This window comes from Streptomyces sp. NPDC051133 (assembly GCF_040682635.1).
Lineage (GTDB): Bacteria > Actinomycetota > Actinomycetes > Streptomycetales > Streptomycetaceae > Streptomyces.
This window is the reverse complement of the sequence record NZ_JBFBBK010000039.1, coordinates 53320-79966: the sequence shown is the minus strand read 5'-3', so window position 1 is coordinate 79966 and position 26647 is coordinate 53320. Positions and strand designations below refer to the sequence as shown.

Annotated in this window: 24 protein-coding genes; 18 read left to right on the top strand and 6 right to left on the bottom strand. The window is 73.8% G+C overall.

The genetic code is table 11. The annotated features are described in order from the left end of the window. Nucleotides 1–433 precede the first annotated feature (433 nt). Nucleotides 434–1006, top strand: a complete 573-nt coding sequence (locus AB0N17_RS32485; RefSeq protein WP_366015169.1) for an XRE family transcriptional regulator — start codon at nucleotides 434–436, stop codon at nucleotides 1004–1006. Next, nucleotides 1006–1725: a helical backbone metal receptor gene (locus AB0N17_RS32480; protein ID WP_366015168.1), complete on the top strand. Its 720-nt coding sequence runs from the start codon at nucleotides 1006–1008 to the stop codon at nucleotides 1723–1725. Before AB0N17_RS32485 ends, AB0N17_RS32480 begins: the two co-directional genes overlap by 1 nt. Here the strand turns inward: AB0N17_RS32480 and AB0N17_RS32475 are convergent. Continuing rightward, complete coding sequence (locus tag AB0N17_RS32475; protein ID WP_366015167.1) at nucleotides 1652–2803, bottom strand: TDT family transporter; 1152 nt, start codon at nucleotides 2801–2803, stop codon at nucleotides 1652–1654. The genes AB0N17_RS32480 and AB0N17_RS32475 overlap by 74 nt on opposite strands. A gap of 70 nt (nucleotides 2804–2873) precedes the next feature. Between AB0N17_RS32475 and AB0N17_RS32470 the strand changes: the two genes are divergently transcribed. Further along, nucleotides 2874–3797: a LysR family transcriptional regulator gene (locus AB0N17_RS32470; protein ID WP_366015166.1), complete on the top strand. Its 924-nt coding sequence runs from the start codon at nucleotides 2874–2876 to the stop codon at nucleotides 3795–3797. 88 nt (nucleotides 3798–3885) lie between these two features. Here the strand turns inward: AB0N17_RS32470 and AB0N17_RS32465 are convergent, their stop codons facing one another. Together AB0N17_RS32465 and AB0N17_RS32460 are read right to left on the bottom strand one after the other, a co-directional pair. Continuing rightward, complete coding sequence (locus AB0N17_RS32465; protein WP_366015165.1) at nucleotides 3886–4572, bottom strand: gamma-glutamyl-gamma-aminobutyrate hydrolase family protein; 687 nt, start codon at nucleotides 4570–4572, stop codon at nucleotides 3886–3888. Nucleotides 4573–4624: 52 nt separating this feature from the next. Next, entirely contained in the window at nucleotides 4625–5362 is a 738-nt protein-coding gene (locus AB0N17_RS32460) for an FCD domain-containing protein (RefSeq protein WP_366015164.1), read from the bottom strand. 96 nt (nucleotides 5363–5458) lie between these two features. Between AB0N17_RS32460 and AB0N17_RS32455 the strand changes: the two genes are divergently transcribed. Genes AB0N17_RS32455 through AB0N17_RS32445 form a run of 3 tightly spaced genes read left to right on the top strand, consistent with a single transcriptional unit; the run spans nucleotide 5459 to nucleotide 8996 of the window. Then, a complete protein-coding gene (locus AB0N17_RS32455) occupies nucleotides 5459–6823 on the top strand; it encodes a glutamine synthetase family protein (protein WP_366015163.1) in 1365 nt (454 codons plus the stop codon). A gap of 11 nt (nucleotides 6824–6834) precedes the next feature. Further along, nucleotides 6835–8208 (top strand): aldehyde dehydrogenase family protein, encoded by a 1374-nt coding sequence (locus AB0N17_RS32450; RefSeq protein WP_366015162.1) that lies wholly within the window; start codon nucleotides 6835–6837, stop codon nucleotides 8206–8208. Then, nucleotides 8205–8996 (top strand): 3-oxoacyl-ACP reductase, encoded by a 792-nt coding sequence (locus AB0N17_RS32445; RefSeq protein WP_366015161.1) that lies wholly within the window; start codon nucleotides 8205–8207, stop codon nucleotides 8994–8996. Before AB0N17_RS32450 ends, AB0N17_RS32445 begins: the two co-directional genes overlap by 4 nt. A 36-nt stretch (nucleotides 8997–9032) precedes the next feature. Here the strand turns inward: AB0N17_RS32445 and AB0N17_RS32440 are convergent, their stop codons facing one another. Beyond that, a complete protein-coding gene (locus tag AB0N17_RS32440) occupies nucleotides 9033–10235 on the bottom strand; it encodes an amino acid deaminase/aldolase (protein WP_366015160.1) in 1203 nt (400 codons plus the stop codon). Between the two features lie 270 nt (nucleotides 10236–10505). On the opposite strand from AB0N17_RS32440, the gene AB0N17_RS32435 reads away from it, so the two are divergent. After that, nucleotides 10506–12686, top strand: a complete 2181-nt coding sequence (locus AB0N17_RS32435) for a hypothetical protein (RefSeq protein WP_366015159.1) — start codon at nucleotides 10506–10508, stop codon at nucleotides 12684–12686. After that, nucleotides 12683–13843, top strand: coding sequence for a type VII secretion-associated serine protease mycosin (mycP, locus tag AB0N17_RS32430; RefSeq protein WP_366015158.1), 1161 nt, complete (start codon nucleotides 12683–12685; stop codon nucleotides 13841–13843). Before AB0N17_RS32435 ends, mycP begins: the two co-directional genes overlap by 4 nt. Nucleotides 13844–13881: 38 nt before the next feature. Here mycP and AB0N17_RS32425 read toward each other — a convergent pair whose 3' ends face one another. Next, on the bottom strand, nucleotides 13882–14829 hold the full coding sequence (locus AB0N17_RS32425; protein ID WP_366015157.1) for a serine hydrolase: 948 nt from the start codon (nucleotides 14827–14829) through the stop codon (nucleotides 13882–13884). A 130-nt stretch (nucleotides 14830–14959) separates the two neighbouring features. Between AB0N17_RS32425 and AB0N17_RS32420 the strand changes: the two genes are divergently transcribed. Then, the gene (locus AB0N17_RS32420; protein ID WP_366015156.1) at nucleotides 14960–15703 is read left to right on the top strand and encodes an SseB family protein; all 744 of its coding nucleotides are present in this window, start codon (nucleotides 14960–14962) and stop codon (nucleotides 15701–15703) included. 16 nt (nucleotides 15704–15719) lie between these two features. On the opposite strand, the gene AB0N17_RS32415 is transcribed toward AB0N17_RS32420, so the two are convergent. Beyond that, nucleotides 15720–16076: a DUF1844 domain-containing protein gene (locus AB0N17_RS32415; RefSeq protein WP_366015155.1), complete on the bottom strand. Its 357-nt coding sequence runs from the start codon at nucleotides 16074–16076 to the stop codon at nucleotides 15720–15722. A 354-nt stretch (nucleotides 16077–16430) separates the two neighbouring features. Here AB0N17_RS32415 and infC point away from each other — a divergent pair, with 354 nt between their 5' ends. The 9 genes from infC to AB0N17_RS32370 all read left to right on the top strand — a co-directional run bounded on the left by infC (nucleotide 16431) and on the right by AB0N17_RS32370 (nucleotide 26591). Continuing rightward, complete coding sequence (gene infC, locus AB0N17_RS32410) at nucleotides 16431–17093, top strand: translation initiation factor IF-3 (RefSeq protein WP_041667362.1); 663 nt, start codon at nucleotides 16431–16433, stop codon at nucleotides 17091–17093. A gap of 114 nt (nucleotides 17094–17207) precedes the next feature. Beyond that, complete coding sequence (rpmI, locus tag AB0N17_RS32405) at nucleotides 17208–17402, top strand: 50S ribosomal protein L35 (RefSeq protein WP_004933563.1); 195 nt, start codon at nucleotides 17208–17210, stop codon at nucleotides 17400–17402. 105 nt (nucleotides 17403–17507) lie between these two features. Continuing rightward, nucleotides 17508–17891 (top strand): 50S ribosomal protein L20, encoded by a 384-nt coding sequence (gene rplT / locus AB0N17_RS32400; protein ID WP_006141703.1) that lies wholly within the window; start codon nucleotides 17508–17510, stop codon nucleotides 17889–17891. A gap of 146 nt (nucleotides 17892–18037) precedes the next feature. Further along, nucleotides 18038–18898, top strand: coding sequence for an RNA methyltransferase (locus AB0N17_RS32395; RefSeq protein ID WP_366015153.1), 861 nt, complete (start codon nucleotides 18038–18040; stop codon nucleotides 18896–18898). Nucleotides 18899–18948: 50 nt separating this feature from the next. Next, nucleotides 18949–20094, top strand: coding sequence for an ATP-binding protein (locus tag AB0N17_RS32390; RefSeq protein WP_366015152.1), 1146 nt, complete (start codon nucleotides 18949–18951; stop codon nucleotides 20092–20094). 141 nt (nucleotides 20095–20235) lie between these two features. Beyond that, nucleotides 20236–21357, top strand: coding sequence for a phenylalanine--tRNA ligase subunit alpha (gene pheS / locus AB0N17_RS32385; RefSeq protein WP_366015151.1), 1122 nt, complete (start codon nucleotides 20236–20238; stop codon nucleotides 21355–21357). After that, nucleotides 21357–23879 (top strand): phenylalanine--tRNA ligase subunit beta, encoded by a 2523-nt coding sequence (pheT, locus tag AB0N17_RS32380; RefSeq protein WP_366015149.1) that lies wholly within the window; start codon nucleotides 21357–21359, stop codon nucleotides 23877–23879. The genes pheS and pheT overlap by 1 nt, the downstream gene beginning before the upstream one ends. 178 nt (nucleotides 23880–24057) lie before the next feature. Next, nucleotides 24058–25149 carry a PP2C family protein-serine/threonine phosphatase gene (locus tag AB0N17_RS32375; protein WP_366015148.1) on the top strand — a complete coding sequence of 364 codons (1092 nt, stop codon included), beginning with the start codon at nucleotides 24058–24060 and terminating at the stop codon, nucleotides 25147–25149. A gap of 101 nt (nucleotides 25150–25250) precedes the next feature. Beyond that, entirely contained in the window at nucleotides 25251–26591 is a 1341-nt protein-coding gene (locus AB0N17_RS32370; protein WP_366015147.1) for a transcriptional regulator, read from the top strand. Nucleotides 26592–26647: the final 56 nt, after the last annotated feature.

Below are 26647 nucleotides of genomic sequence, written 5' to 3'. Positions count from 1 at the left end.
CCCGCCCCGACGACCGGGACACCCCCTGGCGGCTCGGCTTCGGCACGTTGGCGGCCGGGGTGGACGCCGCGGCCTTGGAGCCGCGTTTCGGGACGCCGTACGGCGTCCCGCGGTGCCCGCCCCTCGCGGCGTCCGGCCTACGGCAAGGATCCGGCCAATCACGGAGTGTGATGATCCATGGCCCGGGAAGAGGCCCCCGGTGCAGCTGGTCGGCATATTCGGGCCTCACGGAGGCGGAGCCGGGGACGGGCGCCGGCCCCTTCGCACTGGCGCGAACCGTGGGGGTGGCGGTCCGTGGGCATGTCAGGGATATGACGGCCGCGTGAAACGGTTTGCCGAACATGCGTAGGGTGCAGAGAAGTCATCGGAAGAGGTGTGCGCCACAGCGGGCACCCGTACAGCGGCACGACGAGTGAGGGAGGGAGCCGGAGCGATGGGCGACCACAAAGAGCAGCAGCCCGTGCGGGTGGGCGCGGCCGTCCGGCGCCGCCGTCGTGCGCTGGAGCTGACCCTCGCCGCCGTGGCCGAGCGCACCGGCCTGTCGGTGCCCTTCCTCAGCCAGGTCGAGAACGACCGGGCCCGCCCCAGCCGCACCTCCCTGGAGAAGCTGGCCGACGCCCTGCGCACCACCGCCGTCGAACTCCTCGCCGCCGCCGACCCGGCCGCCAGCGTGGACGTGGTCCGCGCCGAACCCGTCGCCGAGGGCGACTTCGACGCCCGCACCCGCTCCCTGGTCCGGGGCCACCACCAGCTGCACGCCTCCGAGTTCACCGGCGACCACGACGCCGGCCGCGAGTTCCAGCACCGCAACGACGAGCTGATGTACGTGGCCGACGGCGCCGTGGAGATCGAGGCCGAGGGCCGCGCCTACCGCCTCGGCCGCGGCGACACCCTGTATCTGACGGGCGGGGTGCGGCACCGCTGGCGGGCCACGGTCCCGGACACGCGGGTCGTCGTGGTGGCGGTCGCCGAGCACATCGAGGCCGTGCAGGACCGGACCCGGTAGTGCGGGTCGTCTCCCTGGTCCCGTCCCTCACCGAGGCGGTGGCGGTCACGCTGCCCGGGGTGCTGGTCGGGGCCACCGACTGGTGCAGCCATCCGGCCGACCTGGACGTCACCCGGATCGGCGGCACCAAGAACCCCGAGACCGACCGCATCCTCGCCCTGGCTCCCGATCTGGTGATCGCCAACGAGGAGGAGAACCGCCCCGCCGACCTCGACGTCCTGCGCGCGGCGGGCCTGGACGTGCTGGTCACCGAGGTGCGCGGGGTTCCGCAGGCGTTCGCCGAGCTGCACCGGGTGCTGACCGCGTGCGGGGCGCCGGAACGCCCCCGCTGGCTCGTGGACGCCGAGTCGGCCTGGGCGTCACCGCCGGTGCCGGACCGGCGCATCACGGCGGTCGTGCCCATCTGGCGCCGGCCCTGGATGGTGCTCGGCCGGGACACCTTCGCCGGTGACGTGCTGTCCCGGCTCGGCGTGGACCACCTCCACGCCGCTCACCCGGACCGCTATCCCCGGGTCCCCCTGGCCGAGCTGAACGCGGCGGCCCCCGACCTGGTCGTGCTCCCCGACGAGCCGTACCGCTTCACCGCCGACGACGGTCCCGAGGCCTTCCCCGGGCTGCCCTGCGCCCTGGTCGGCGGACGCCACCTCACCTGGTACGGCCCGTCCCTGGCGCAGGCCCCGCGGGTGCTGGCGCGGGCCCTGCGAGCAGCTCGCCGCTGAGCAGCCCGCGCACGGTCCCGGAGCCCGCCGCCAGCCAGGCCGCGACGAGCACGGCGTACAGCCCGAGGGCCAGCCCGTCGTACACCGCGAGACCGGTGTGCCGGGCGAGGGAGGCCGCGCCGGTGACACAGGTGCCCACCGGGAACGTCAACGCCCACCAGGTCATCGCGAACCCCATGCCCCGTCGCCGGGCCCGTACCACCAGCGCGGTCGCGAAGGCCAGCCACAGCAGCGCGAACCCCATGACCGGCACCCCGTACAGCACGGCGAAGACGTCGAGGGCATGGTCGTAGGGAGCCGGCACGACACCCGGAGCGGCCTTCGCGATCGCGCCGACCGCGGTGGTGGACTGCCCGAGCGGGCCGAGGACCAGGAACACGGCCGGGGTCAGCGCGAGCGGCAGCGGGCCCGAGGTGAGCAGCCGGGCGAAGACCGCCGGCAGCGTGATCAGCGTCGCGAACAGGCTCACGCCGAACAGTGCGAGGCACCCCAGGAGCAGGGTCTGACGGGGCTGCCCCGGCGGCAGGTACGGCACCAGCAGCGGGCCGAGCGCCGCCGACACCATGGGGGCGACCAGCGGCAGCAGCCACACCGGGGACGCCTGGGAGGGCTCGGTGCGCTGCCGTACGGCCATCAGGTACGGGACGGCGACGGCGGACCCGAGCCCGACCGCCGTACCGGCGGTGAACAGCACGGCGTCCAGGCCGAGGGCCGCACCCGTGCCGATCCAGCGGCGGCCGACGGTCAGGGCGCCGCCGCCCACCGCCAGCAGGGCCATCGCCAGACAGCCGTAGAAGGGCGCCATGTCCGGGTCGAGGAGATGGGCGCGGGCCTGGTCGCGGTGGCGGGCCCAGTGCAGCGCGCGGGCGGCGAGGAGGGCCGCGAGCAGGAGCAGGCTCAGTGTCCAGACCGCCGGGAGGACGCCGCGCAGCCCCTCGGCGCCGACGGGGAGCGCGGTGCCCGCCGTGGCGATCACGGCGGTGCCCATGACGGACGCGTACCAGTTGGGGCCGAGGTGGCGGACCCCGGCGACGCGGGGTACGGCAGGGGTGACGAGAGGCTGGGCTGCGGTGACCATGCCTCCACGCTGCCGCCCCGGGACGCCGTCGACCAGGGAGTTCCCGCCTATGGGGGCATAAGCTGGTCTTATGAGTGAGGCGGAGGAACAGCGGGAGCCGGCGGGGACCCTGGCGCACCGGGTGCCGGATCTCGCCGCGCTGGAGCTGCTGCTGGCGGTGGCGCGGCTGGGCAGCCTCGGCGCGGCGGCCCGGGAGGTGGGCATCACCCAGCCCGCCGCGAGCAGCCGGCTCCGCTCGATGGAACGGCAGCTCGGCGTGGCCCTGGTGGACCGCTCGCCGCGCGGTTCCCGGCTCACCGACGCGGGCGCCCTGGTCACGGACTGGGCCCGCCGGGTCGTGGAGGCGGCGGCGGCCTTCGACGCGGGGGCGCGGGCGCTGCGGGACCGGCGGGACTCCCGGCTGAGGGTCGCGGCGAGCATGACCATCGCCGAGTACCTGCTGCCCGGCTGGCTCCTCGCGCTGCACGCCGAGCGCCCCGACACGGCCGTCTCGCTGCTCGCGGGCAACTCGGCGAAGGTCGCGGAGCTGCTGCTGGCCGGTGAGGCGGACCTGGGCTTCGTGGAGGGGCTGTCGGTCCCCACGGGCCTGGACTCCACGGTGATCGCCCGTGACCGTCTCGTCGTCGTCGCCGCCCCCGGCCACCCCTGGGCCCGCCGCCGGCGCCCGCTGACCCCCGAGGAGCTGGCGACCACCCCGCTGATCCTCCGCGAGCGCGGCTCCGGCACCCGCCAGGTCCTGGACGCGGCGCTCGGCGGCCTCGCCCGCCCGCTGATCGAACTGTCCTCGACGACGGCGGTGAAGGCCTCCGCGGTGAGCGGCGCGGGCCCCTCGGTGCTCAGCGAGCTGGCGGTGGGGGAGGAGCTTTCGCTGCGGCGGCTGGTGAGCATCCCGGTGGAGGGCATGGCGCTCCGCCGCGACCTGCGGGCGGTCTGGCCCACGGGGCACCGCCCCACGGGCCCGGCACGGGAACTGCTGTCGCTGACCCGGGGCTGACGGCCCGCGAAGACCGGCCGGGGGCAGCCCTCCGGCGCCGGCCGCGCGGGCTCACCGGGGGAGGTCCACAGGGGGACCGGTCCGGTCCTCAGGAGGCCGCCGTGACCAGGGCGCGCATCACCCGCAGGTCCTCGCCCATCTCCGGATGCCACTGCACGCCCAGCACCCAGCCCCGGTCCGCCGGCAGCTCGAGCGCCTCCACCGTGCCGTCCACCGCGTGAGCCGAGGGCACCAGTCCGGCGCCGATCCGGTCGACCGCCTGGTGGTGGTACGTCGGCACCGTCGTCTCCTCCGGGACGATCCCGGCGTACAGGCTCCCCGGCACCGGCTTCACCGGGTGCCCGCCGAACACCCCGACCACCTCCGCGTGCCCGTCGAGGTGCTGCACCAGCGTCCCGCCGAGCGCCACGTTCAGCAGCTGCATGCCCCGGCAGACGCCCAGCAGCGGCGTTCCGGCGTCCAACGCGGCCCGGATCAGCGACAGTTCCCAGGTGTCGCGGGCCTCGGCGGGCGGGCCGGTGCGGGGGTCGCGCCCGGCGCCGTAGCGGGCGGGGTCCACGTCGGGGCCGCCCGCGATCACCAGCCCGTCCAGCCGGGCCACGGCCGCCGCGGCCAGCTCCGGGTCGTCCGGCGGCAGGAGCGCCGCCAGACCGCCGGCCCGCTGCACCAGCCGGGGGTACGCGGCGGGCAGCAGGGCCGCCTCCAGCTCCCACACGCCCCAGCGGGCGCCGGTCTCCAGATAGGTGCTCACACCGATCAACGGCCGTCCGGTCACGTCGCCCTCCCAGTCATCCAAAGGTGCACCCTCATACCTTTACAGACCCGCGCTAGGCCAGGAACCCCCGCAGCAGGGCCGCCGTGCCCGCGCAGTGCTCGCGCATCATCTCCCGTGCGCCGTCCGCGTCCCCGTCCAGCACCGCCTCCACCAGCGCGGTGTGCTGCCGCTGCGAGTGCTCCAGGTTGCGCACCAGCAGCGGGATGCAGTCCAGCAGGTCGTTGACCGTGGCCCGGACCGCCGCGTACTGCGCGGTCAGCGACGGTGAGCCGCACAGCTCGGCCAGCGTCAGGTGCAGCAGCGTGTCCGCCCGGCGGTAGTCCGCGAGCGGCGCCTCGTGCGTGCGGTGAAGTGCCTCGCGCAGCCGGTCCGCCTGCTCCGGCGCCAGCCCGTGCGCCGCGCACAGCCCGGCCGCGCCCACCTCCAGCACCTCCCGGAAGCGCAGCACGTCCTCGATGTCCACCTCGGCGATGCGCCGCCGCAGCTCGTCCTCGCCGCCCGCGTCCGCGCGCGGCAGCACGAAAGTCCCGCCGTACCGTCCGCGCCGCGCCTCGACCAGCCCCTGGTCCTGCAGCACCTTCAGCACCTCGCGCAGCGTCACCCGGCTGATCCCGAGCCGCTCCGCCAGCTCCCGCTCCGCCGGCAGCCGTTCGCCGCCCGGCACCAGACCGAGCCGTACGACCTGCAGTATCTGCTCCAGCGCCTCCTCGAAGCCGTTGCCCGCCCGCACCGGCCGCAGCACCGGGGCGAGCCGGTCACCCAGTCCGTAGGGACCGATGTCCTGCGACATCCGCCGTACCCCCTTCCCAAGCAATGGTTCTCCGCAATACCTTATGGCTCCCGGCCCGGCCCGAAAAAGCGCACAGGCGCCCAAGGAGGCTCTCCCGTGGCAGACCGCACACCCCCGCTCGGCGTCGAGGAACTGCACGCCCTCGTCGCGAGCGGTGAGATCGACACTGTCGTCCTGGCCTTCCCCGACATGCAAGGGCGGCTGCAGGGCAAGCGGTTCGCCGCCCGCTTCTTCCTCGACGAGGTCCTGCACCACGGCACCGAGGGCTGCAACTACCTCCTCGCCGTCGACACCGAGATGAACACGGTCGACGGCTACGCGATGTCCTCCTGGGACCGCGGCTACGGCGACTTCGCCATGCACCCCGACCTCGCCACCCTGCGCCGCATCCCCTGGCACCCCGGCACCGCCCTGCTCGTCGCCGACCTGGCCTGGAACGACGGCTCCCCGGTCGTCGCCGCGCCCCGGCAGATCCTGCGCCGCCAGCTGGAGCGGCTCGCCGAGCTCGGCTGCACCGCCCAGGTCGGCACCGAGCTGGAGTTCATCGTCTTCAAGGACAGCTACGAACAGGCCTGGGACGCGAACTACCGCGGCCTCACCCCGGCCAACCAGTACAACATCGACTACTCCGTCCTCGGCACCGGCCGCATCGAACCCCTGCTGCGCCGGCTGCGCAACGACATGGCCGGCGCCGGCCTCACCGTCGAGTCCGCCAAGGGCGAGTGCAACCCCGGCCAGCACGAGATCGCCTTCCGCTACGACGAGGCGCTCGTCACCTGCGACCAGCACGCCCTGTACAAGACCGGCGCCAAGGAGATCGCCGCCCAGGAAGGCGTCTCGATCACCTTCATGGCCAAGTACAACGAGCGCGAGGGCAACTCCTGTCACATCCACCTCTCGCTCACCGACGCCGACGGCACCAACGTCATGGCGGGGGACGGGGAAGGGGGCATGTCCGAGCTGATGCGCCACTTCCTCGCCGGACAGCTCGCCGCGCTGCGCGACTTCTCCCTCCTCTACGCCCCCAACATCAACTCCTACAAGCGGTTCCAGCCGGGCTCCTTCGCCCCCACCGCCGTCGCCTGGGGCCACGACAACCGCACCTGCGCCCTGCGCGTGGTCGGCCACGGCCGCTCCCTGCGGTTCGAGAACCGCCTCCCCGGCGGCGACGTCAACCCCTACCTCGCCGTCGCCGGACTGATCGCGGCCGGCCTGTACGGCGTCGAGCAGAAACTCGAACTCCCCGACCCCTGCCCGGGCAACGCCTACACCGCCGGCTTCGAGCACGTCCCCACCACCCTGCGCGAGGCCGCCGAACTGTGGGAGAACAGCCCCGTGGCGAAGGCCGCCTTCGGCGACGAGGTCGTGGCCCACTACCGCAACATGGCGCGCGTCGAGCTGGAGGCCTTCGACGCCGCGGTGACCGACTGGGAGCTGCGCCGCTCCTTCGAACGCCTGTGAAAGGTCGACACGTGTCCGAATCGGACGAGTTGAAGGTCCTCAACCCCGCCACCGAAGAGGTCGTCGCCACCGTCCCCGCCGCGAGCGAGGAGGACGTGGCCGCCGCCGTCGTACGGGCCGCACGCGCCCAGACCGGCTGGGCCGCCCTCGCCCCCGCCGACCGGGCCCGGCTGCTGCGCCGATTCGCGGACGCCGTCGACGGCCACCTCGAGGAACTCGCCCAGCTGGAGGTCCGCGAGGCCGGCCACACCATCGCGGGCGCCCGCTGGGAGGCCGGCAACGCCCGCGACCTGCTGCTGTACGCGGCCGGCGGCGCCGAACGCCTCCTCGGCAAGCAGATCCCGGTCCCCGGCGGCTGGAACGTCACCTTCCAGGAACCCCTCGGGGTCGTCGGTGTGATCGCGCCCTGGAACTTCCCGATGCCGATCGCCGCCTGGGGCTCCTTCCCGGCGCTCGCGGCCGGCAACGCGGTCGTCCTCAAGCCCGCCGAGACCACCCCGCTCACCGCGCTCCGCCTCGCGGAACTCGCCCTGGAGGCGGGCCTGCCCGAGCACCTCTTCCAGGTGCTGCCCGGCCACGGCCACACCGCCGGACGCGCCCTGGTCGACCACCCGGACGTCGCCAAGATCGTGTTCACCGGCTCCACCGGCACCGGCCGTGAGGTCATGGAACGCTGCGCGAAGCTGGTCAAGCCGGTCACCCTGGAACTGGGCGGCAAGAGCCCCAACGTCGTCTTCGCCGACGCCGACCTCGAGGCGGCCCTCGACCCGTTCTCCTTCCTGGACAACTCCGGCCAGGACTGCTGCGCCCGCACCCGCGTCCTGGTCCAGGAGTCCGTGCTGGAGGAGGCCCAGGCGTTCCTCGCCGACGCGCTCGCCGCCGTGGTCGTGGGCGACCCGGCCGACGAGAAGACCCAGATGGGCCCGCTGATCTCCCGCCGGCAGCTCGACCGCGTACGGTCCTACGTCCCCGAGGGCGCCCCCGCCCTGCGCGGCAGCGCCCCCGACGGCCCCGGCTTCTGGTTCCCGCCGACGGTTCTCACCGGCGAGCCGCACGACGGCCGGGCGGCCCGCGAGGAGATCTTCGGCCCGGTCGCCGTCCTGCTGCCGTTCACCGACGAGGAGGACGCCGTCCGCCTCGCCAACGACACCCCCTACGGCCTCTCCGGCTCGCTGTGGACCCGGGACCTCGGCCGCGCCCTGCGCGTCTCCCGGGCCGTCCGCGCGGGCAACCTGTCCGTCAACTCGCACTCCAGCGTCCGCTACTGGACCCCGTTCGGCGGCTACAAGCAGTCCGGCCTCGGCCGTGAACTGGGCCCCGACGCCCTGACCGCCTTCACCGAAACCAAGAACGTCTTCATCAGTACGGAGGGCCCCGCACAGTGACCGCATCGACCGCAGAGAACGTCTGCCGCCGCCTGGTCGGCCGCACCGCCGTCGTCACCGGAGCCGGCAGCGGCATCGGCCTCGCCACCGCCCGCCGGCTCGCCTCCGAGGGCGCCCACGTGGTCTGCGCCGACGTCGACGAGGCCCGCGGCAAGGCCGCCGCCGACGAGACCGGCGGACTCTTCGTCAAGGTCGACGTCACCGACCCCGAGCAGGTCGAGGCGCTGTTCAAGGCGGCGTACGACACCTACGGCAGCGTCGACATCGCCTTCAACAACGCCGGCATCTCCCCGCCCGACGACGACTCCATCCTGGAGACCGGCCTGGAGGCCTGGAAGCGCGTCCAGGAGGTCAACCTCACCTCCGTCTACCTGTGCTGCAAGGCCGCCATCCCCTACATGCGCCGCCAGGGCAAGGGGTCCATCATCAACACCGCGTCCTTCGTCGCGCGGATGGGCGCGGCGACGTCGCAGATCTCGTACACGGCCTCCAAGGGCGGGGTGCTCGCCATGTCCCGCGAACTGGGCGTGCAGTTCGCGCGGGAGGGCATCCGGGTCAACGCCCTGTGCCCCGGGCCGGTCAACACCCCGCTGCTGCAGGAGCTGTTCGCCAAGGACCCCGAGCGGGCCGCCCGCCGCCTGGTCCACGTCCCGGTCGGCCGGTTCGCCGAGGCCGAGGAGATCGCCGCCGCCGTCGCCTTCCTGGCCAGCGACGACTCCTCCTTCGTCAACGCCACCGACTTCCTGGTGGACGGCGGGATCGCGGGGGCCTACGTCACGCCCCTGTAGAAGGCCACGGCCGGGGCGCCGGTCGCAGGGGCGCGCTCAGAGGAACGTGCGCCCCTCGCCCCGGTAGGTGGGCACGGTCGCGGTGACCGTGTCGCCCTCGACCAGATGCAGCGCGCCGAACCGCTCGCACAGCTCGCCCGCCTTGGCGTGCCGGAACCACACCTTGTCGCCGACGAGGAGGTCGTCGGCGGGCGAGCCGAGCAGCGGGGTCTGCACCTCGCCGGGGCCCTCCTGCGGGTCGTACCGCAGCCCCTCCGGCAGGTACGGCACCGGCAGCCGGTCGGGACCGGCGGCCCCGGAGGCCGGATAGCCGCCGCCCAGCACCGTGACGACCCCGACACCGGGCCGCCGCACCACCGGCAGGGCGAAGAGGGCGGCCGGACGGCCGGTGAAGGACGTGTAGTTGTCGAACAGACGCGGCACGTACAGCCCGGAACCGGCGGCGATCTCGGTGACGGCGTCCTCGGCGGCGGTGTGCTGCACGCTGCCGGTGCCACCGCCGTTGACGAACTCCAGGTCGGGCACGACGGCCCGGACCGCACGCACCACCTCCGCCCGCCGCTCGGCCAGCTCGCGCCGGGCCGCGGCCTGCATCAGCCGGATCGCCCGCGAGCGCAGCGGCCGGCCGGCCACCGCGTCACCGACCCCGGCGACGTGCCCCTCGTACGCCATGATCCCCACCAGCCGGAAACCCGGCCGCCGGGCTATGGACCGGGCCAGCTCGGCCAGTTGGGCGGGGGAGTGCAGCGGCGAACGGCGTGCGCCGACCCGGACCCGGCCGCCGAGCAGCTTCAGCGAGGTGTCCAACTCCAGGCAGACGCGGACCACTTCACGCCCGCCCTCGCGGGAGGCGTCGATGAGGTCCAGCTGGGCCACGTCGTCCACCATCACGGTGACGGCCCCGGCGAGCTTGGGGTCGGCGGCCAGTTCGGCGAAGGCGGCCCGGTCGGCGGAGGGGTAGGCCAGCAGGACGTCCTCGAACCCGGAGCGCGCGAGCCACAGCGACTCGGCCAGCGTGAACGACATGATTCCCTGGAAGCCGTCCCCGGCCAGGACGCGTTCCAGCAGGGCCCGGCAGCGCACGGACTTGCTGGCGACCCGGACCGGCTTCCCGGCGGCACGGCGCACCAGGTCGGCGGCGTTGGCGTCGAAGGCCTCCAGATCCACGATCGCGTGAGGGGCGTCGAGATGGGCGGTGGCCCGGTCGTAACGGGCCCGGTCGGCGGCGCGCGCAGTCATGACGGAAGCCTGCCAGACAGGATTACCGCAGGGTAGGGGGACGTTCCGGGCAGATGCCCCGGGGCCGCGGACTGGTTCCCGGTCTCCCCCTGACAACCCGTAGAGTGACGCGCACGTACGGCGGAACATGCCCGGCCGCTTCGCTGAACCGGGATGGCGATCCGGCCGTACGGGTATGCGTGCCCGGACGGCTCTCGCACCGGGCACGGCCGAGGAGCCGGACGGCCCGCGTACGAGGAAGCGGCCCGGGCACGAGGAAACGGGGGGTGCATGAGCACGGAAGCGCGCCACGCCCCCGTCCCGCCGCGCCCCTCCTCTCCGCCCGCCGCCCCCATGACCGACCCGTCACCGCAGGGCGCCGCCCGCACCACCACGACACCGGTCCCGCCCGCCCGGCCGGGCACGGGGCCGACGTCCGCGGGGCCGGGCGCCGAGCCGGGCGCGGGCGCCGACGTGGCTGCTGCGGAGGGGCGTACCGCGCGGGCGCCGGGCGCCGGGCGGGATGCCGGGGCCCCGGCCGGGTTCCGGTTCGCGGCGGAGTCCGACGACGACCCCGATGACGAGCCGTCCGTCTTCGCCCCGCGTGCCTCCCGGCCGTCCGCGGGTGCCCCGGCACCCGACGACGGGCCGCACACCGGCCCCACCGGCTCCGCGACCGGCACCGGTCCGGGGCACGACCCGGCGTACCGGCGCTCCGCCGTACCCGGGTTCCCCGACCCGGTGAACCCGCCGCCGCCCCCTGCCTCGGCCCGCTTCCCGGACGCCCGGCCGAGCACCATGCGGGAGAGGCTGCGCGCCACCACCGCCACACCGGGACCGCTCCACCCCGCCCGGCCCCCGGCCGCAGGCCCCGGCGCGCCTGCCGCCGCCGCGGAGCCCCCGGCCGGTACGGCGGGCCCGCTGCCGCCCGTCCGGCGTCCCGGCGGTTCCCCTCGCGCGACCGCCGCCGCGGAGTTCCCGGCCGGTACGGCGGGCCCGCTGCCGCCCGTCCGGCGTCCCGACGGTTCCCCCCGCGCGACCGAGGCCGCGGAGTTCCCGGCCGGTGCGGCGGGCCCGCTGCCGCCCGTCCGGCGTCCCGACGGTTCCCCCCGCGCGACCGAGCCCGCCGCGGAGTCCCCGGCCGGTACCACCGGCCCGCTGCCCCCCGCTCAGCGTCCCGGCGGAGGCTCCGCCCGGCCTGCCGCCGCCCGCGCGGAGTCCGGGGCTGCGGGGCGGCCCGCGGCCCCGGCGGAGAGCTTCTCCGAGACCACCGCCCGGCTGCGCCCGGCGGGGCCGTCCCCGCTGCCTGGACGCCCGGCCGAGCCCCGCCCGGCCGAGCCCCGCCCGGCCGAGCCCCGCCCCGCCGTGAACCACCCCGCGGAGAACCACCCGGTCGAGAACCCCCCGGCCGAGACCCCCTCCGAGACCACCACCCGGCTCCGCCCGATCCCCGCGGGCCCGTCCACGGCACCGCGGCGGCTCGGCGCCGGTCCGCTGCCCGGCTCCCCGCCCCCCGGGCCGGCCGCGTCGGGCCGCGACCCCCGCAGCGGCCCCGGCACCGGCACGGCGGCCCCCTCCACGTCCGCCGCGGGCGGGTCCGGCGGATGGGGCCCGGGGGTGCCGGGCGCGCCCGATCCGGCCTTCTCCTGGAGCGCCGGCTCCGCCTCACGGCCCGTCGTGTCGTTCGGGGAGCCCGAGGCGTTCGGGGAGCGGACATGGCCCCGGGTCGGCCCCCGCACCGCCGCGGCCGCCGCCTGTCTCGTGCTCGGCCTCGGCCTCATCGGCGGCGCCGTCACCGGGAGTTGGCTCACCGGAGGCGACGACGACGCCTCCGCGAACGCGTTCACCACCGCGGGCACGCTCTGGCACGGCGTACCCGTCGACCAGCTCTTCCCGCCCACCGTCGAGGGCACCGGCGCCGGACCCGGCGGCGCCGACCGCACCTGGACCAGGATCGCCGTGGCCCCGGACAGCGGCTGCGCCCACGCCTTCGACCCGCTGCTGTACAAGGTCCTCGCCCCGCTCGGCTGCCGGCGCCTGCTGCGCGCCACCTACACCGACGCCACCCAGACCTACGTCACCACCGTGGGCCTGCTGTTCACCGACGCCGACCCCGCCGCCATGTCCGCGCTCGCCCGCCGCTTCCGCGCCGAGCGCCTGGACCGGCGGGCCGACCTGATGCCCCGCCCGTACGCGGCCAAGGGCACCGCGGCGGCCGGCTTCGGCGACCGGCAGCGCGCCTCCTGGACCGTCTCCGTCCTCGCCGACGCCCCCGTCGTCGCCTATGCCGTCTCCGGCTGGGCCGACGGCCGCGACGTCGACTCCCCGCAGCCCGCCGCGGACGCCGTCGCCGCCGGGGCCACCACGGCACCGGCCCAGGCCGGTCTCGGCAACGAGGCCCAGGGCCTGGCCGACCGCATCGAACGCCGGCTGCGTCAGACCGTCGGCCCGGCCACGGAGAAGTCCTCATGAGGCATGTCCCCGCAGCCGCGGTGAGCCTGCTGCTCGCCGGCTCGCTCGCCCTGCTGCCCGCCGCCGCGGCCCACGCCGACGGCATCCGCGGCCAGCAGTGGGCCCTGTCCGCGCTGCACCTGGACGAGGCCTGGCGCACCACCCAGGGCCGGGGCGTGACCGTCGCCGTCCTGGACACCGGGGTCGAGGCCGACCACCCGGACCTCGCCGGCAACGTGCTGCCCGCCAAGGACATGATCGGTTTCGGTGCCCGGCGCGGGGACCGCACCTGGGCCCGGCACGGCACCGCCATGGCCGGCATCATCGCCGGGCACGGCCACGGCCCCGGCGGCGGCGCCGGCGTCATGGGGGTCGCCCCCGAGGCGAAGATCCTGCCCGTGCGCGTGATCCTGGAGGACGGCGACCCCGCCCGCACCAAGGCCCGCACCACGCGCGGCAACGCCCTCGCCGACGGCATCCGCTGGGCCGCCGACCACGGCGCCGACGTCATCAACCTCTCCCTCGGCGACGACTCGAACTCCGCCCACCCCGAGCCGAGCGAGGACGAGGCCGTGCAGTACGCCCTGAAGAAGGGCGTGGTCGTCGTCGCCTCCGCGGGCAACGGCGGCGACAAGGGCGACCACATCTCCTACCCGGCCGCCTACCCGGGCGTCATCGCCGCCACCGCCGTGGACAAGTACGGCACCCGCGCCTCCTTCTCGACCCGCCGCTGGTACGCGGCGGTCAGCGCGCCCGGCGTCAACGTGGTCATCGCCGACCCCGACCACAAGTACTACGAGGGCTGGGGCACCTCCGCCGCCTCCGCGTTCGTCTCCGGTGTGGCGGCCCTCGTCAAGGCCGCCCATCCGGACCTGAGCCCGGCCCAGGTCAAGAAGCTCCTGGAGGACACCGCCGAGGACCCGCCGGCCGGCGGCCGGGACGACTCCCGCGGCTTCGGCATGATCGACCCGGCGGCGGCCCTGAAGGCGGCCGGCCGGATCGAGCCGCGCGGCCTGCGCGCGGCGTCGTACGGCGAGAAGTACTTCGGCGCCGGACCGGACGCTCCCAAGGCCACGTCCTCCGCCTCCGACTGGGCGGGCCCGCTGGCCGGCGGCGCCGGCGGGGTCCTTCTGGTCGCGGGCGTCGTCCTGTGGCGGGGCCGCCGGCGGACGGCCTGACGGCCTGACGGCCTGCGGCGCCCGGCCGCCCACGTCCGTCACGTACCGGCGAGCGCCGACACCGCCGCCTTCGCCGCCGCCTCCACCAGCGCGATGCCCTTCGCCCGGCTGGTGGTGCCGTTCGACAGCACCGCCACCAGGCAGTCGGTGCCGTCCACCGTCACGCGCCCGATGCTGTTCACGTCCCACAGTCCCGTCGTACTGCGTGCCAGCCAACCGTTCTTCAGCGCCCAGGAGTTGCCCTCCGCAGCGGCCGACACCCCCCACTGCTGGTCCGCCTCGACCGACTTCATCAGCGCCTGGAGATACGTCCGCGAGGCCGCGCTCAGCTTCGACTCCTCACCGAACACCTGCCGGAGCAGGGCCAGTTGGTCGGCGGCGGTGGTCTGGGTCAGCCCCCACAGCTCACCGTCCCCGCCCGAGGTCTGCGTCAGCCCGAACCGCCGGTTCGCCGCGTCCAGTCCGGGCGCCCGCCCGATGGTGTGCCACAGCGCCGTCGCGGACGCGTTGTCGCTGTTCTCGATCATCTTCGCGGCGTACGCCCGCTCGGCCGCCGTCAGCCGCCGGTCCGCGTCCTGCGCCTGCAGCAGCAGCGCGGCCAGGATGTCGACCTTGACGATGCTCGCGGTGTCGAAGGCCGCGTCCCCGTACACGGCGCTGTCCCCGGAGCCCGTCTGAAGCACCGCCGCCGACACCTTGGCACCCGACGGCACCGCCACCGACGCCATCGCCTCGGCCAGCCGCGCCGTCCGGTCGACCGCCGCGGGCCGTGTCATGGCTGCCTCCTGTCCCGCCCCGGCCGAGGAGGAGGCCGAGGGCGACGCCGACGATACGGCCGCCGAGCCGCCGTGCGCCCGCGCCTTCACGTAGGCCGTGCCCCCGGCCGTCACCCCGCACACGGCGACGACGGTGAGCGCGGTGCAGAGCAGCGGACGGCGCCGGGACGGGCGCGTACGCCGGCGGGAGCGGGTTCTGGAGGACTCCATGGCCGCGATGCTCGGGGCGCCGGCTGTGCGCACCGTGGGGCGGACCTGAGACAGGACTCAGGGAACGCTGAGATTCCTGTGAAGGCTCCCGCGCGAAGGGCCCTCGCGCGGGCCGATAGGGTCGGTGACCGTGGCGAACAAGAACATTCCCGACTCCGGCTTCTCCGACGACGACGGCTCCGCCGACCCCCGGCTGAGCGCGGCGCTCGCCGCCTGGGCCGAGGACCGCGGCGCGCTCGGACCCGTACTGGAGGCGCTGAAGGGCGCACGCCTGCTGGTTCCCGTCGTCGCCGTGCTCGGCGAGGTCGAGGAGGACGAGAACGGGCTGCGCCGCGAGAAGACCAGCGACATGGCCGTACCCACGTTGAAGGCCGGATCCCGCACCGCCCTGCCGGCCTTCACCTCCACCGACTCGCTGGCCCGCTGGGACCCGGCGGCCCGCCCCGTCGCCGTACCCCTGCACCAGGCGCTGGAGGCCGCCGCGCACGAGAAGGCGGACACGGTGGTGCTGGACCTGGCGGGACCGGTGCCCTTCGAGCTGACGGGGCCCGCACTGCTGGCCCTCGCCGAGGGCCGTACCAGCACGGATCCGCTCGCCGATCCGGCGGTCGTGGCGGCCGTCCGTGCGGCGGTGGCGGCGGAGCCCGCCGTGCTGCGCGCCCACCTCGGTCCCGGGCAGGCCGACGGCACGCTCGCCCTCGTCCTGGACCCGGCCGCCCCGCCCGCGCAGAGTGCCCGCGCGGTCGCCGGGCGGCTCGCCGCCGACGAGACGCTGAGGGCCCGCCTGGTGCGCGGTCTCGACCTGGCACTGCTGCCGGCCGGGACCACGCCGCCGGGCGAGCCCCTGTACGTGAAGGAGAAGGAAGAGGGGTGAACCCACCCCTCGCAGGTCAGCTGTAGACCGGGCCGGTGTACTTCTCGCCCGGCCCCTGGCCCGGCTCGTCCGGGACGATCGATGCCTCGCGGAAGGCGAGCTGCAGCGACTTCAGGCCGTCGCGCAGCGGGGCCGCGTGGAAGGAGCTGATCTCGGTCGCGCCACCGTCCAGCAGGCCGGCGAGCGCGGTGATCAGCTTGCGGGCCTCGTCCAGGTCCTTGTACTTCTCGCCCTCCTCGCTCAGCCCGAGCTTCACGGCGGCGGCGCTCATCAGGTTGACGGCGACCGTCACGATCACCTCGACGGCGGGGACCTCGGCGATGTCCCGGGTCATCGCGTCGAAGTCGGGGTTCTCAGGAGGGGTCTCACTCATGCCCCACACGATAAGCGGTGCACCGGTACGGCCTGCGATTCGCCCTTGTCAAGCGATCCTGCTAACCTGAATGACGACCGGCCGGACCGTTCTGTTCAGACAGAGTGCCCGGCCCACAAGTGGAGGCTCCGATCTCCCACCTGACCGTCCCCCGGACGGCGGGTCACCCGGTCAGGCGGCCACCATCGTTCCGTACGGACGATGGAGTCGCCCGAAAGTGCGCCCCGCGTTCACCGCGGCGGTGTTCCGGTTGTCATTGGAGCCCCGCCTGTGATCGTCCGGGGCATTTTTTGTGCCGTCGGCGCGGTTAGGTCTAACGAACAGAGACGTTACGCGGCTGTCCGCCAGACCGCCGTGTGGTGCTACCGAGGAGGATCCATCAGCGCCGAGCCCCGCATCAACGACCGGATTCGCGTTCCCGAGGTGCGACTTGTCGGTCCCAGTGGCGAGCAGGTGGGCATCGTCCCGCTGGCCAAGGCACTGGAGCTTGCGCAGGAGTACGACCTGGACCTGGTCGAGGTCGCGGCGAACGCCCGTCCGCCCGTGTGCAAGCTCATGGACTACGGGAAGTTCAAGTACGAGTCGGCCATGAAGGCCCGTGAGGCGCGCAAGAACCAGGCGCACACGGTCATCAAGGAGATGAAGCTCCGGCCGAAGATCGACCCGCACGACTATGACACCAAGAAGGGTCACGTCGTACGGTTCCTCAAGCAGGGCGACAAGGTCAAGATCACGATCATGTTCCGTGGTCGCGAGCAGTCCCGGCCCGAGCTGGGCTACCGACTGCTGCAGCGTCTCGCGGAGGACGTCCAGGACCTCGGTTTCGTGGAGTCGAACCCGAAGCAGGACGGCCGGAACATGATCATGGTTCTCGGTCCGCACAAGAAGAAGACCGAGGCGATGGCCGAGGCCCGTCAGGCGCAGGAGGCCCGCAAGGCCGACGCGAAGGCGAACCCCGGTAAGTCGCAGAACCCTGCCGAGGCCGAGGCGCCGTCCGAGGAGCCCGCCGAGGCGTGATCCCGGGGGACACCGAGTCCCCGAGGATGTAACCGACAGAAGAGAGCGACGCTCCACCGTGCCCGGTTTCACGACCGGGCACCGGAGCGCCACCGACGAGGAGATAACGGCGCTATGCCGAAGAACAAGTCGCACAGCGGTGCCAGCAAGCGCTTCAAGGTCACCGGCTCCGGCAAGGTGCTCCGTGAGCGCGCCGGCAAGCGCCACCTGCTCGAGCACAAGTCGTCCCGCGTCACGCGTCGCCTCACCGGCAACGCCGAGATGGCCCCGGGCGACGCCGCGAAGATCAAGAAGCTTCTCGGCAAGTGACGTACCGGCGCTCACCATCCGCTGAGCGCCGTACGCCAGGACCGGGACCCAGTCGTTTCCGGGTCGTGTGAGTACCACCACGACCCCGCTACAAGGAGTTAACAAGTGGCACGCGTCAAGCGGGCAGTCAACGCCCACAAGAAGCGCCGGGCGATCCTCGAGCAGGCCTCCGGCTACCGCGGTCAGCGTTCGCGCCTGTACCGCAAGGCCAAGGAGCAGGTCACCCACTCGCTGGTCTACAACTACAACGACCGCAAGAAGCGCAAGGGCGACTTCCGTCAGCTGTGGATCCAGCGCATCAACGCCGCTGCCCGCGCCAACGGCATCACCTACAACCGCTTCATCCAGGGTCTGAAGGCCGCGAACGTCGAGGTCGACCGCAAGATCCTGGCCGAGCTCGCCGTGAACGACGCGAACGCCTTCGCGGCGCTCGTCGAGGTCGCGCAGAAGGCGCTGCCGAGCGACGTGAACGCGCCCAAGGCTGCGTGACGCCGCGCCGGCTTCAGCCGATGCTCACTGTAGGACCCGCAGGCTTTCCGGCTTGCGGGTCCTGTCGTTGGGGGCTGCGGCTCGGTATTCGCGGCGTTGAACAGCGCCGTTGAACAATGGAAGCTCTCTCGAAGGTGAAGTAGAGGATGGTCCCCGTCAGCCCCGAGCTGATCTCCCCCCGGTCCGCCCGTGTGTCCGCTGCCCGTCGGCTCGGGAAGCGGAACTTCCGGGGCAAGGACCGGCTGTTTCTCGCTGAGGGGCCGCAGGCCGTCAGGGAGGCGGCCGGGCATCGGAGTGACGGCCACCCCACCCTCGTCGAGCTGTTCGCCACCGTCGAGGCCGCGGAGCGGTACGCCGACATCATCGGGGCCGCGCGCGACGCCGGGGCCCGGGTGCACCTGGCCTCCGAGGACGTCATCGCCGAGATCTCCACCACCGTCACCCCGCAGGGCCTGGTCGGCGTCTGCCGGTTCCTGGACACCCCGTTCGAGGAGATCCTCGCCGCCCGGCCGAAGCTCGTCGCCGTCCTCGCGCACGTGCGGGACCCCGGCAACGCCGGCACCGTGCTGCGGTGCGCCGACGCCGCCGGCGCCGAGGCCGTGATCCTCACCGACGCCTCCGTCGACCTGTACAACCCCAAGGCCGTGCGCGCCTCCGTCGGCTCGCTGTTCCACCTGCCCGTCGCCGTCGGCGTGCCCGTCGAGCGGGCCGTCGCCGGGCTGCAGGACGCCGGGGTGCGCATCCTCGCCGCCGACGGCGCCGGGGACCGCGACCTGGACGAGGAGCTGGACAAGGGAACCATGGGCGGCCCCAGCGCCTGGGTGTTCGGGAACGAGGCCTGGGGCCTGCCCGAGGAGACCCGCGCCCTCGCCGACGCCGTCGTCCGCGTCCCCATCCACGGCAAGGCCGAGAGCCTGAACCTCGCCACCGCCGCCGCCGTATGTCTCTACGCGTCGGCCCGTGCGCAGCGCGCCTCCGGAGGGTGCCGCTCCGTCACCCAGAGCTAGTAGGGTGACCAGCTCGGGGCCCTGCGCCGTATGAGAGGTGGGGTACGGGGATGAGTGTGGCCGGCACGAACGCCGCGCCGGAGGGACAGGACGCGCGGCACACACCCGCGCCCCGGTCCGGCGACCGTACCGGGACCGGCCCGGGCATCGATCCCGACCAGCTGCCCGACGGCCTCGTCGTCGCCGACGAGCACGGCCGGGTCGTCTGCTTCAACGCCGCCGCCGCCCGCATCACCGCCCTGCGCGCCGCCGACGCCCTCGGGCAGCCCCTGGAGAAGGCGCTGCCGCTGGAGGACCTGGAGGGGCGCCGCTGGTGGCAGCTCACCGACCCCTACGGCGGGCTCGCGACCCGGACCCGGCAGCCGGAGCGCAACCTGCTGCTGCCCGGCGTGCGGGAAGTGCTCGTCGCCGCCCGCTACGTGCGCGCCGAACCCCTGGGGCCCGTGCAGCGCGTCGTCGTCTCGCTGCGCGACACCGAGGCCCGCCGGCGCACCGAGCGCAGCCACGCCGAGCTGATCGCCACCGTCGCCCACGAGCTGCGTTCCCCGCTGACCTCGGTGAAGGGCTTCACGGCCACGCTGCTCGCCAAGTGGGAACGCTTCACCGACGACCAGAAGCGGCTGATGCTGGAGACCGTCGACGCCGACGCCGACCGGGTCACCCGGCTCATCGCCGAGCTGCTGGACATCTCGCGGATCGACTCGGGGCGGCTGGAGGTGCGCCGGCAGCCCGTCGACATCGGAGCCGCCGTCTCCCGGCACATCCAGGCCTACGTCGCCGCCGGCCAGCCCGCCGACCGGTTCCTGCTCCGCATCGAGCAGCCGCTGCCCGGCCTGTGGGCCGACCCCGACAAGATCGACCAGGTGCTCAGCAATCTGATCGAAAATGCCGTGCGCCACGGCGAGGGAACCGTCACCATTGACGTCATGCCCTCGGCGTCCCCGCGCGAGGGCGAGGAGAACGGCACGTCGGTCACGGTGAGCGACGAAGGGCCCGGCATCCCGGAGGAGTCCATGAACCGCGTCTTCACCCGCTTCTGGCGGGGCAGCAAGCGCGGCGGAACCGGCCTCGGGCTGTACATCGTCAAGGGCATCGTCGAGGCCCACGGCGGCACCATCACGGTCGGCCGCGCCCCCGTCGGCGGCGCCGAGTTCCGATTTACGTTGCCCGTGGGGGCCCCGGCGTATCTCGCCTGAGCCGCCCGCGGGCGCATCTGCGTTCCCCGGCCCCGTTAGACTCGGCCATTGGCACCTTTGTGTCCAAAACCAGAGACGGACCGTCCGGGTCCGGGTCGAAGACGGGGCACACCAGCCAGCCAATCGGAAGCACGGGAAGAGATGTCGGCACCGAATAAGTCGTACGACCCTGTAGAGGTCGAGGCGTTGAAACCGGAAGAGATCGAGCGCATGCGGGACGAGGCGCTCGCCGCCTTCGCCGCCGCGGACTCCCTCGACGCGCTCCACGAGGCCAAGGTCGCCCACACCGGCCCGGCCTCCCCGCTGGCCCTCGCCAACCGCGAGATCGGCGCCCTGCCCCCGCACGCCAAGGCCGAGGCCGGCAAGCGCGTCGGCATGGCCCGTGGGGCCGTCAACAAGGCCCTCGCCGGCCGCCAGGCCGAGCTGGAGGCCAAGCGGGACGCCCGCGTGCTGGTCGAGGAGGACGTCGACGTCACGCTGCCGTACGACCGCGTCCCGGCCGGCGCCCGGCACCCGCTGACCACGCTCTCGGAGCGCATCGAGGACATCTTCGTGGCCATGGGCTACGAGGTCGCCGAGGGCCCGCAGGTCGAGGCGGAGTGGTTCAACTTCGACGCCCTGAACATCGGCCCGGACCACCCGGCGCGCGGCGAGGCCGACACCTTCTTCGTCCAGGGCCCGGACGGCGGCACCGAGTCCGGCGTCGTGCTGCGCACGCACACCTCGCCCGTGCAGATCCGCTCGCTGCTCGACCGCGAGCTGCCGGTCTACGTGATCTGTCCCGGCCGCGTGTACCGCACCGACGAGCTGGACGCCACGCACACCCCCGTCTTCCACCAGGTCGAGCTGCTCGCCGTGGACGAGGGCCTGACCATGGCGGACCTCAAGGGCACCCTGGACCACATGGTCCAGTCCCTGTTCGGCGAGGGCATGAAGACCCGGCTGCGGCCGAACTTCTTCCCCTTCACGGAGCCGAGCGCCGAGATGGACATGCTCTGCTACGTCTGCAAGGGCGAGTCCGTCGGCAACCCCGACCGGCCCTGCCGCACCTGCTCCAGCGAGGGCTGGATCGAGCTGGGCGGCTGCGGCATGGTCAACCCGCGGGTGCTCACCGCCTGCGGCGTCGACCCGGAGAAGTACAGCGGCTTCGCCTTCGGGTTCGGCATCGAGCGGATGCTGATGTTCCGCCACAACGTCGAAGACATGCGAGACATGGTCGAGGGTGACGTCCGGTTCACCCGGCCGTTCGGGATGGAGATCTGATGCGGATCCCGCTTTCTTGGCTGCGGGAGTACGTCGACCTGCCGGCGACGGAATCCGGCCGCGACGTACAGGAGAAGCTCGTCTCGGCCGGCCTGGAGGTCGAAACCGTCGAACAGCTCGGCGCCGACCTCAAGGGCCCGCTGGTCGTCGGCCAGGTGCTGACGATCGAGGAGCTCGAGGGCTTCAAGAAGCCGATCCGCTTCTGCACGGTCGACGTCGGCGGGGCCAACGGCACCGGTGAGCCCCAGGAGATCGTCTGCGGCGCCCGGAACTTCCAGGTCGGCGACAAGGTCGTCGTGGTCCTCCCCGGCGCCACGCTCCCCGGCGGCTTCTCCATCGCCGCCCGCAAGACCTACGGCAAGACGTCCCACGGCATGATCTGCTCGACCGACGAGCTGGGCATGGGCGACGACGGCACCCACGGCATCATCGTGCTGCCACCGGAGACCGAGGTCGGCAAGGACGCCATCGAGCTGCTCGAACTGGTCGACGAGGTCCTGGACATCGCCGTCACCGCCAACCGCGGCGACTGCCTGTCCATCCGCGGTGTCGCCCGCGAGACCGCCATCGCCTACGGCCTGCCGCTGCGCGACCCGGCCCTGATCGACGTACCCGCGCCGAACGCCTACGGCTACCCGGTCCAGGTCTCCGACCCGTTCGGCTGCGACCGCTTCACCGCGCGCACCGTCACCGGCCTGCGCCCCGAGGCCCGCTCCCCGATCTGGCTGCAGCGCCGCCTGCAGAAGGTCGGCATGCGCCCGATCTCGCTCGCCGTCGACGTCACGAACTACGTGATGATGGAGCTGGGCCAGCCGCTGCACGCCTACGACCGGTCCCTGGTCCAGGGCACCATCGGCGTGCGCCGCGCCCAGGAGGGCGAGAAGCTCGTCACCCTCGACGGCGTCGAGCGCACGCTGCACGCCGAGGACCTGGTCATCACCGACGACCGCGGCCCCATCGGCCTCGCCGGTGTGATGGGCGGCGCGAACACCGAGATCGCCGACCACGAGCTCACCGAGGACGGCGTCAACGGCACCACCGACGTGGTCATCGAGGCCGCGCACTTCGACGCGGTGGCCATCGCGCGCACGGCCCGCCGCCACAAGCTGCTGTCCGAGGCGTCCCGCCGCTTCGAGCGCGGCGTCGACCCGCAGGCCGCCGCTGCCGCCGCGCAGCGCACCGTGGACCTGCTGGTCCTCCTCGCGGGCGGTACGGCGGAGGCCGGCGTCACCGAGATCATCGCGCCCTCGGCCCCGCACACCATCACCGTCCCGGCCGGTCACCCGGACAAGGTGGCGGGCGTCGTGTACGGCCGTGAGACGGTCGTACGCCGCCTCCAGGAGGTCGGCTGCGACGTCTACGGGCAGGACGAGCTGATCGTCACCGTCCCGTCCTGGCGTCCCGACCTCGCCGACCCGAACGACCTCGCCGAGGAGGTCATCCGCCTGGAGGGTTACGAGAACCTGCCCTCCACGCTGCCCAAGCCCCCCTCGGGCCGCGGCCTCACCCACCGCCAGCGGCTGCACCGCCGGGCCGGCCGGGCGCTGGCCGGCGCGGGCTACGTCGAGGCACCGAACTACCCGTTCGTCAGCGAGCAGGTCTTCGACCAGCTCGGCCTGGCGGCCGACGACCCGGCCCGCCGCGTCGTGAAGCTGGTCAACCCGCTCAGCGACGAGGAGCCCGCGCTGCGCACGACGCTGCTGCCGGGCCTGCTCGGTGCGCTGCGGCGCAACAACGGCCGGGGCTCGCACGACCTGGCCCTGTTCGAGACCGGCCTGGTGTTCCTGCCGCGCGAGGAGCAGGGCGTCGCCACGCATCTGCCCGTCGACCGGCGGCCCACCGACGAGGAGATCGCCACGCTGAACGCCGTGCTGCCCGAGCAGCCGCGGCACGTGGCCGTCGTCCTCGCCGGCGCCCGCGAGCAGGCCGGCTGGTGGGGCAAGGGCCGTCCGGCCGACTGGGCCGACGCGATCGAGGCGGGCCGCGCCGTCGCACGGGAAGCCGGTGCCGAGCTGATCGTCCGCAAGGGCCAGTACGGACCGTGGCACCCGGGCCGCTGCGCCGAGCTGGTGATCGTCGCCGACGGCACGGAGCAGGTCGTGGGCCACGCGGGAGAGCTGCACCCGCGCGTCCTCAAGGCCCTGGGTCTGCCCGAGCGCACCTGCGCGATGGAGCTGGACCTGGACGCCCTGGAGACGGTGGGCGACGGGGTCCCGCAGGCGCCGAGCATCTCCACGTTCCCGGTCGCCACGCAGGACGTCGCCCTCGTCGTCGACAAGCCGGTTCCCTCCGGGGACGTCGAGGCGGCGCTGCGCGAGGGCGCGGGCGAACTTCTCGAGTCCATCCGGCTGTTCGACGTGTACGAGAACGCCGAGCAGCTGGGCGAGGGGCGCAAGTCGCTGGCGTACGCGCTCCGCTTCCGCGCGGGTGACCGGACGCTGACCGTGGACGAGGCGTCGGCGGCCCGGGACGCTGCCGTCGCCCTCGCGGGCGAGCGGACCGGGGCGGTGCTTCGGGGCTGACCGTGTCGGCCGCACCTCCGCCAGCTGCATAAATGCGGATCGGCTGGCGGAGGATCACTCGTTCGGGTGGGAACCGGCGGCGATCGGGCCCACCCGGCGCATGCCGTGGACAGAATCGGACCGGCCTTTCGGGGCCGGTCCGTCTGCTTGTTCAGGGCCCACATGGGGGATCATCGGCATGATCCGCATCAAGGCACGGGCGCCCACCGCACGGGGAGCCGTACTGCCCACGCTCTGGGGAACCGTGGCCGTCGCCTACAAGCTGGGCTGTCCTGTCGCCCAGCAGGACGGGCTCGGTGCGCGCGTCGTCACCAGCGCCGTCTTCCTCGCCGTCGGTACCGGGCTGATCGTCCACGTCCGCCGCGCCCTGCTGCGCGAGCTGCGGCAGGCCCGCCGGGTGGCGCGGGCCGCGCAGAGCGTCGTCCTGCGTCCGCTGCCCCCGCGCCTCGACGGGCTGAACGTGGCCGCCGCCCAGCTGTCCGCCGAGCGTGGCGCGGTCGTCGGCGGCGACCTGTACGAGGCCGTCGCCACCGAGTACGGGGTCCGCGTGGTCATGGGCGATGTGCGCGGTCACGGGCTGACCCCCTTGGGCACCGTCGCCGCCCTCCTCGGCAGCTTCCGTGAGGCGGCCCACGACGAGCCCGAACTCGCCGGTGTGCTCCGCCGGTTGGAGCGCGCCCTCGCCCGTCACCTGCGCGAACGGGCCCGCGCCGAACACCCCGCGGCCGGCACCCCGGACCCCGACCACCCGGTCGCCGAGGAGTTCGTCACCGTCCTGCTCCTGGAGATCGGCCGGGACGGCGAACTGCGCGCGTTCAACTGCGGTCATCCATGGCCGTACCGGATCAGCGGTGCGCGGGTCGAGCCCCTGACGCACGTCGATCCGCTGCCGCCGCTGGGCCCGTTCCCGCTCCCGGCCGAGCTGCGGGCGCAGGGGTGCGGTCAGCTGGTTCCGGGCGACTCCCTGGTCCTGTTCACGGACGGGGTGGAGGACGCCCGGGACGTCCGGGGCCGCTTCTTCGTGCTGCCCGACGTGCTGCGCGAGGCCGTACGAGATCATCCGGTGTCCCCTCAGGCGGTCCTGCGTACGGTCTTCAGGGCCCTCCTGCACCACACGACCGGCCGCCCGACGGACGACACCGCACTGCTGGTCCTGCGGAACGACCGCAGCAGGGGCCGGCCCGGCCAAGCCGCCGCTTTTCGAGGGGGAGCCGGCGGCCTGACCGGGGCCTCTTGCGAGGCACCTCAGTCAACCGGCACGACACGCTGAGCGACAGCGCGCGTACAGCGCGGATGCACGTGTTCCGTTCACACCCCGTGTGAAGGCGGACCCACTACGCTGACGGCACCAGGCCACCCGGGGGGCATCTCATGCAGCCCAACACTCTGCTCGACGCGATCCTGGACGAGGCGGGGGTCTCGCACGCCGGTCTCGCCGCCCACGTCAACCAGGCGGGCCGCGGACGCGGTATCGCGCTGCGGTACGAACACACCGCCGTGGCACGCTGGTTGAAGGGCCAGCGGCCCCGCGGCCAGGTGCCCGACCTGATCTGCGAGGTGCTGGCCGCCCGGCTGCACCGCCCGGTCACCCTGGACGACATCGGTCTCGGGGTGCCGGGCGAGCCGAGCACCCCGCACGCCGGGTCGCTCTCCGGCTTCGTGGAGCGGGCGACCGCCCTGTGGCGCTCCGACGAACAGCAGCGGCCGCACGTGCTGGGCGCCCCCGCCGTCACCGGCACCCCGGCCGTGATGCCGGTGTGGGAGTGGGAGAACCCGCCCGAGGACGTGGACGTCTCCCGGGGCGGCCGGCACCGGGTCACCACGGCCGACATCGAGATGCTGCGGGCCGCCCGTACGCACTACGAGCAGATGTACCGCAAGGCCGGCGGCATCGCGACCCGGACGCGGATCGTCGGCTTCCTGAACGCGGAGGCGGCGCCGCTGCTGCGCGGCAGCTACACCGACGCCACCGGACGCCAACTGCACCGGGCCACCGGCGGGTTGGTCGCGGTCGCGGGCATCTGTGCGTACGACTCCGACGCCCACGGGCTCGCCCAGCGGTACTTCCACCAGGCGCTGCGGCTGGCGAAGGCCAGTGGGGACCGGGGACTCGGGGCCTACGTGATAGCGCTGCTGGTCAACCAGTCGCTGTTCATGCGGGAGTACCGGCAGGCCGTCGCCTTCGCCGAGGCCGCGCTGCGCACCGCGGGCAAGCACATCACGCCGGCGCTCGCCTCCGACCTGTACGCGATGCAGGCCAAGGCGTACGCGCACTTGGGTGACAGCGGCAGTGCCCTGTCCTGCATACGGCGTGCGGAGACCGCCGCCGACCGGATCCGGCGCGGGTACGAGCCCGACGAGACCGGTTACGTCCAGCCGGGGCTGGTCAACGTGCAGGTGGCCGAGGCGCTGCTCAGCCTCGGGGAGCTCGCCGCGGCCCGGGAGCACGCGGCGGCGGCCGTCGACAACCCGGCCCACGACCGGGGGAGGGTGCACCGGCTCGCCATGCTCAGCACCATCGAGCTGCGCCAGGGCAACGCCGACAAGGCGGTGGTCACGGCCGTGCAGATGGCCGAGCAGGCGCGCGGGATGGAGTCCCAGCGGCTGCGCGACAGACTCCGCGCGGTACGCGAGCATCTGGTGCGCTGCGGCTCGGCCGGCACCGCCGAGGCCGCCGAACTCATCGACGGGGCACTGCGCGTACCGCTGTAGGCCCACTGTAGGTGCACAGTCCCTGCTGCGATATTGCCACTTACTCGGCGGAAGGT

What these genes read in the sequence shown, in the direction of transcription:
- AB0N17_RS32485 (WP_366015169.1), top strand. Translation starts at nt 434, where the DNA reads ATGGGCGACCACAAAGAGCAGCAGCCCGTGCGGGTGGGCGCGGCCGTC.
- AB0N17_RS32390 (WP_366015152.1), top strand. Translation starts at nt 18,949, where the DNA reads ATGAGTGTGGCCGGCACGAACGCCGCGCCGGAGGGACAGGACGCGCGG.
- AB0N17_RS32440 (WP_366015160.1), bottom strand. Translation starts at nt 10,235, where the DNA reads ATGACTGCGCGCGCCGCCGACCGGGCCCGTTACGACCGGGCCACCGCC.
- AB0N17_RS32435 (WP_366015159.1), top strand. Translation starts at nt 10,506, where the DNA reads ATGAGCACGGAAGCGCGCCACGCCCCCGTCCCGCCGCGCCCCTCCTCT.
- rpmI (WP_004933563.1), top strand. Translation starts at nt 17,208, where the DNA reads ATGCCGAAGAACAAGTCGCACAGCGGTGCCAGCAAGCGCTTCAAGGTC.
- AB0N17_RS32375 (WP_366015148.1), top strand. Translation starts at nt 24,058, where the DNA reads ATGATCCGCATCAAGGCACGGGCGCCCACCGCACGGGGAGCCGTACTG.
- AB0N17_RS32395 (WP_366015153.1), top strand. Translation starts at nt 18,038, where the DNA reads ATGGTCCCCGTCAGCCCCGAGCTGATCTCCCCCCGGTCCGCCCGTGTG.
- mycP (WP_366015158.1), top strand. Translation starts at nt 12,683, where the DNA reads ATGAGGCATGTCCCCGCAGCCGCGGTGAGCCTGCTGCTCGCCGGCTCG.
- pheT (WP_366015149.1), top strand. Translation starts at nt 21,357, where the DNA reads ATGCGGATCCCGCTTTCTTGGCTGCGGGAGTACGTCGACCTGCCGGCG.
- AB0N17_RS32460 (WP_366015164.1), bottom strand. Translation starts at nt 5,362, where the DNA reads ATGTCGCAGGACATCGGTCCCTACGGACTGGGTGACCGGCTCGCCCCG.
- AB0N17_RS32425 (WP_366015157.1), bottom strand. Translation starts at nt 14,829, where the DNA reads ATGGAGTCCTCCAGAACCCGCTCCCGCCGGCGTACGCGCCCGTCCCGG.
- AB0N17_RS32475 (WP_366015167.1), bottom strand. Translation starts at nt 2,803, where the DNA reads ATGGTCACCGCAGCCCAGCCTCTCGTCACCCCTGCCGTACCCCGCGTC.
- AB0N17_RS32415 (WP_366015155.1), bottom strand. Translation starts at nt 16,076, where the DNA reads ATGAGTGAGACCCCTCCTGAGAACCCCGACTTCGACGCGATGACCCGG.
- AB0N17_RS32370 (WP_366015147.1), top strand. Translation starts at nt 25,251, where the DNA reads ATGCAGCCCAACACTCTGCTCGACGCGATCCTGGACGAGGCGGGGGTC.
- AB0N17_RS32470 (WP_366015166.1), top strand. Translation starts at nt 2,874, where the DNA reads ATGAGTGAGGCGGAGGAACAGCGGGAGCCGGCGGGGACCCTGGCGCAC.
- pheS (WP_366015151.1), top strand. Translation starts at nt 20,236, where the DNA reads ATGTCGGCACCGAATAAGTCGTACGACCCTGTAGAGGTCGAGGCGTTG.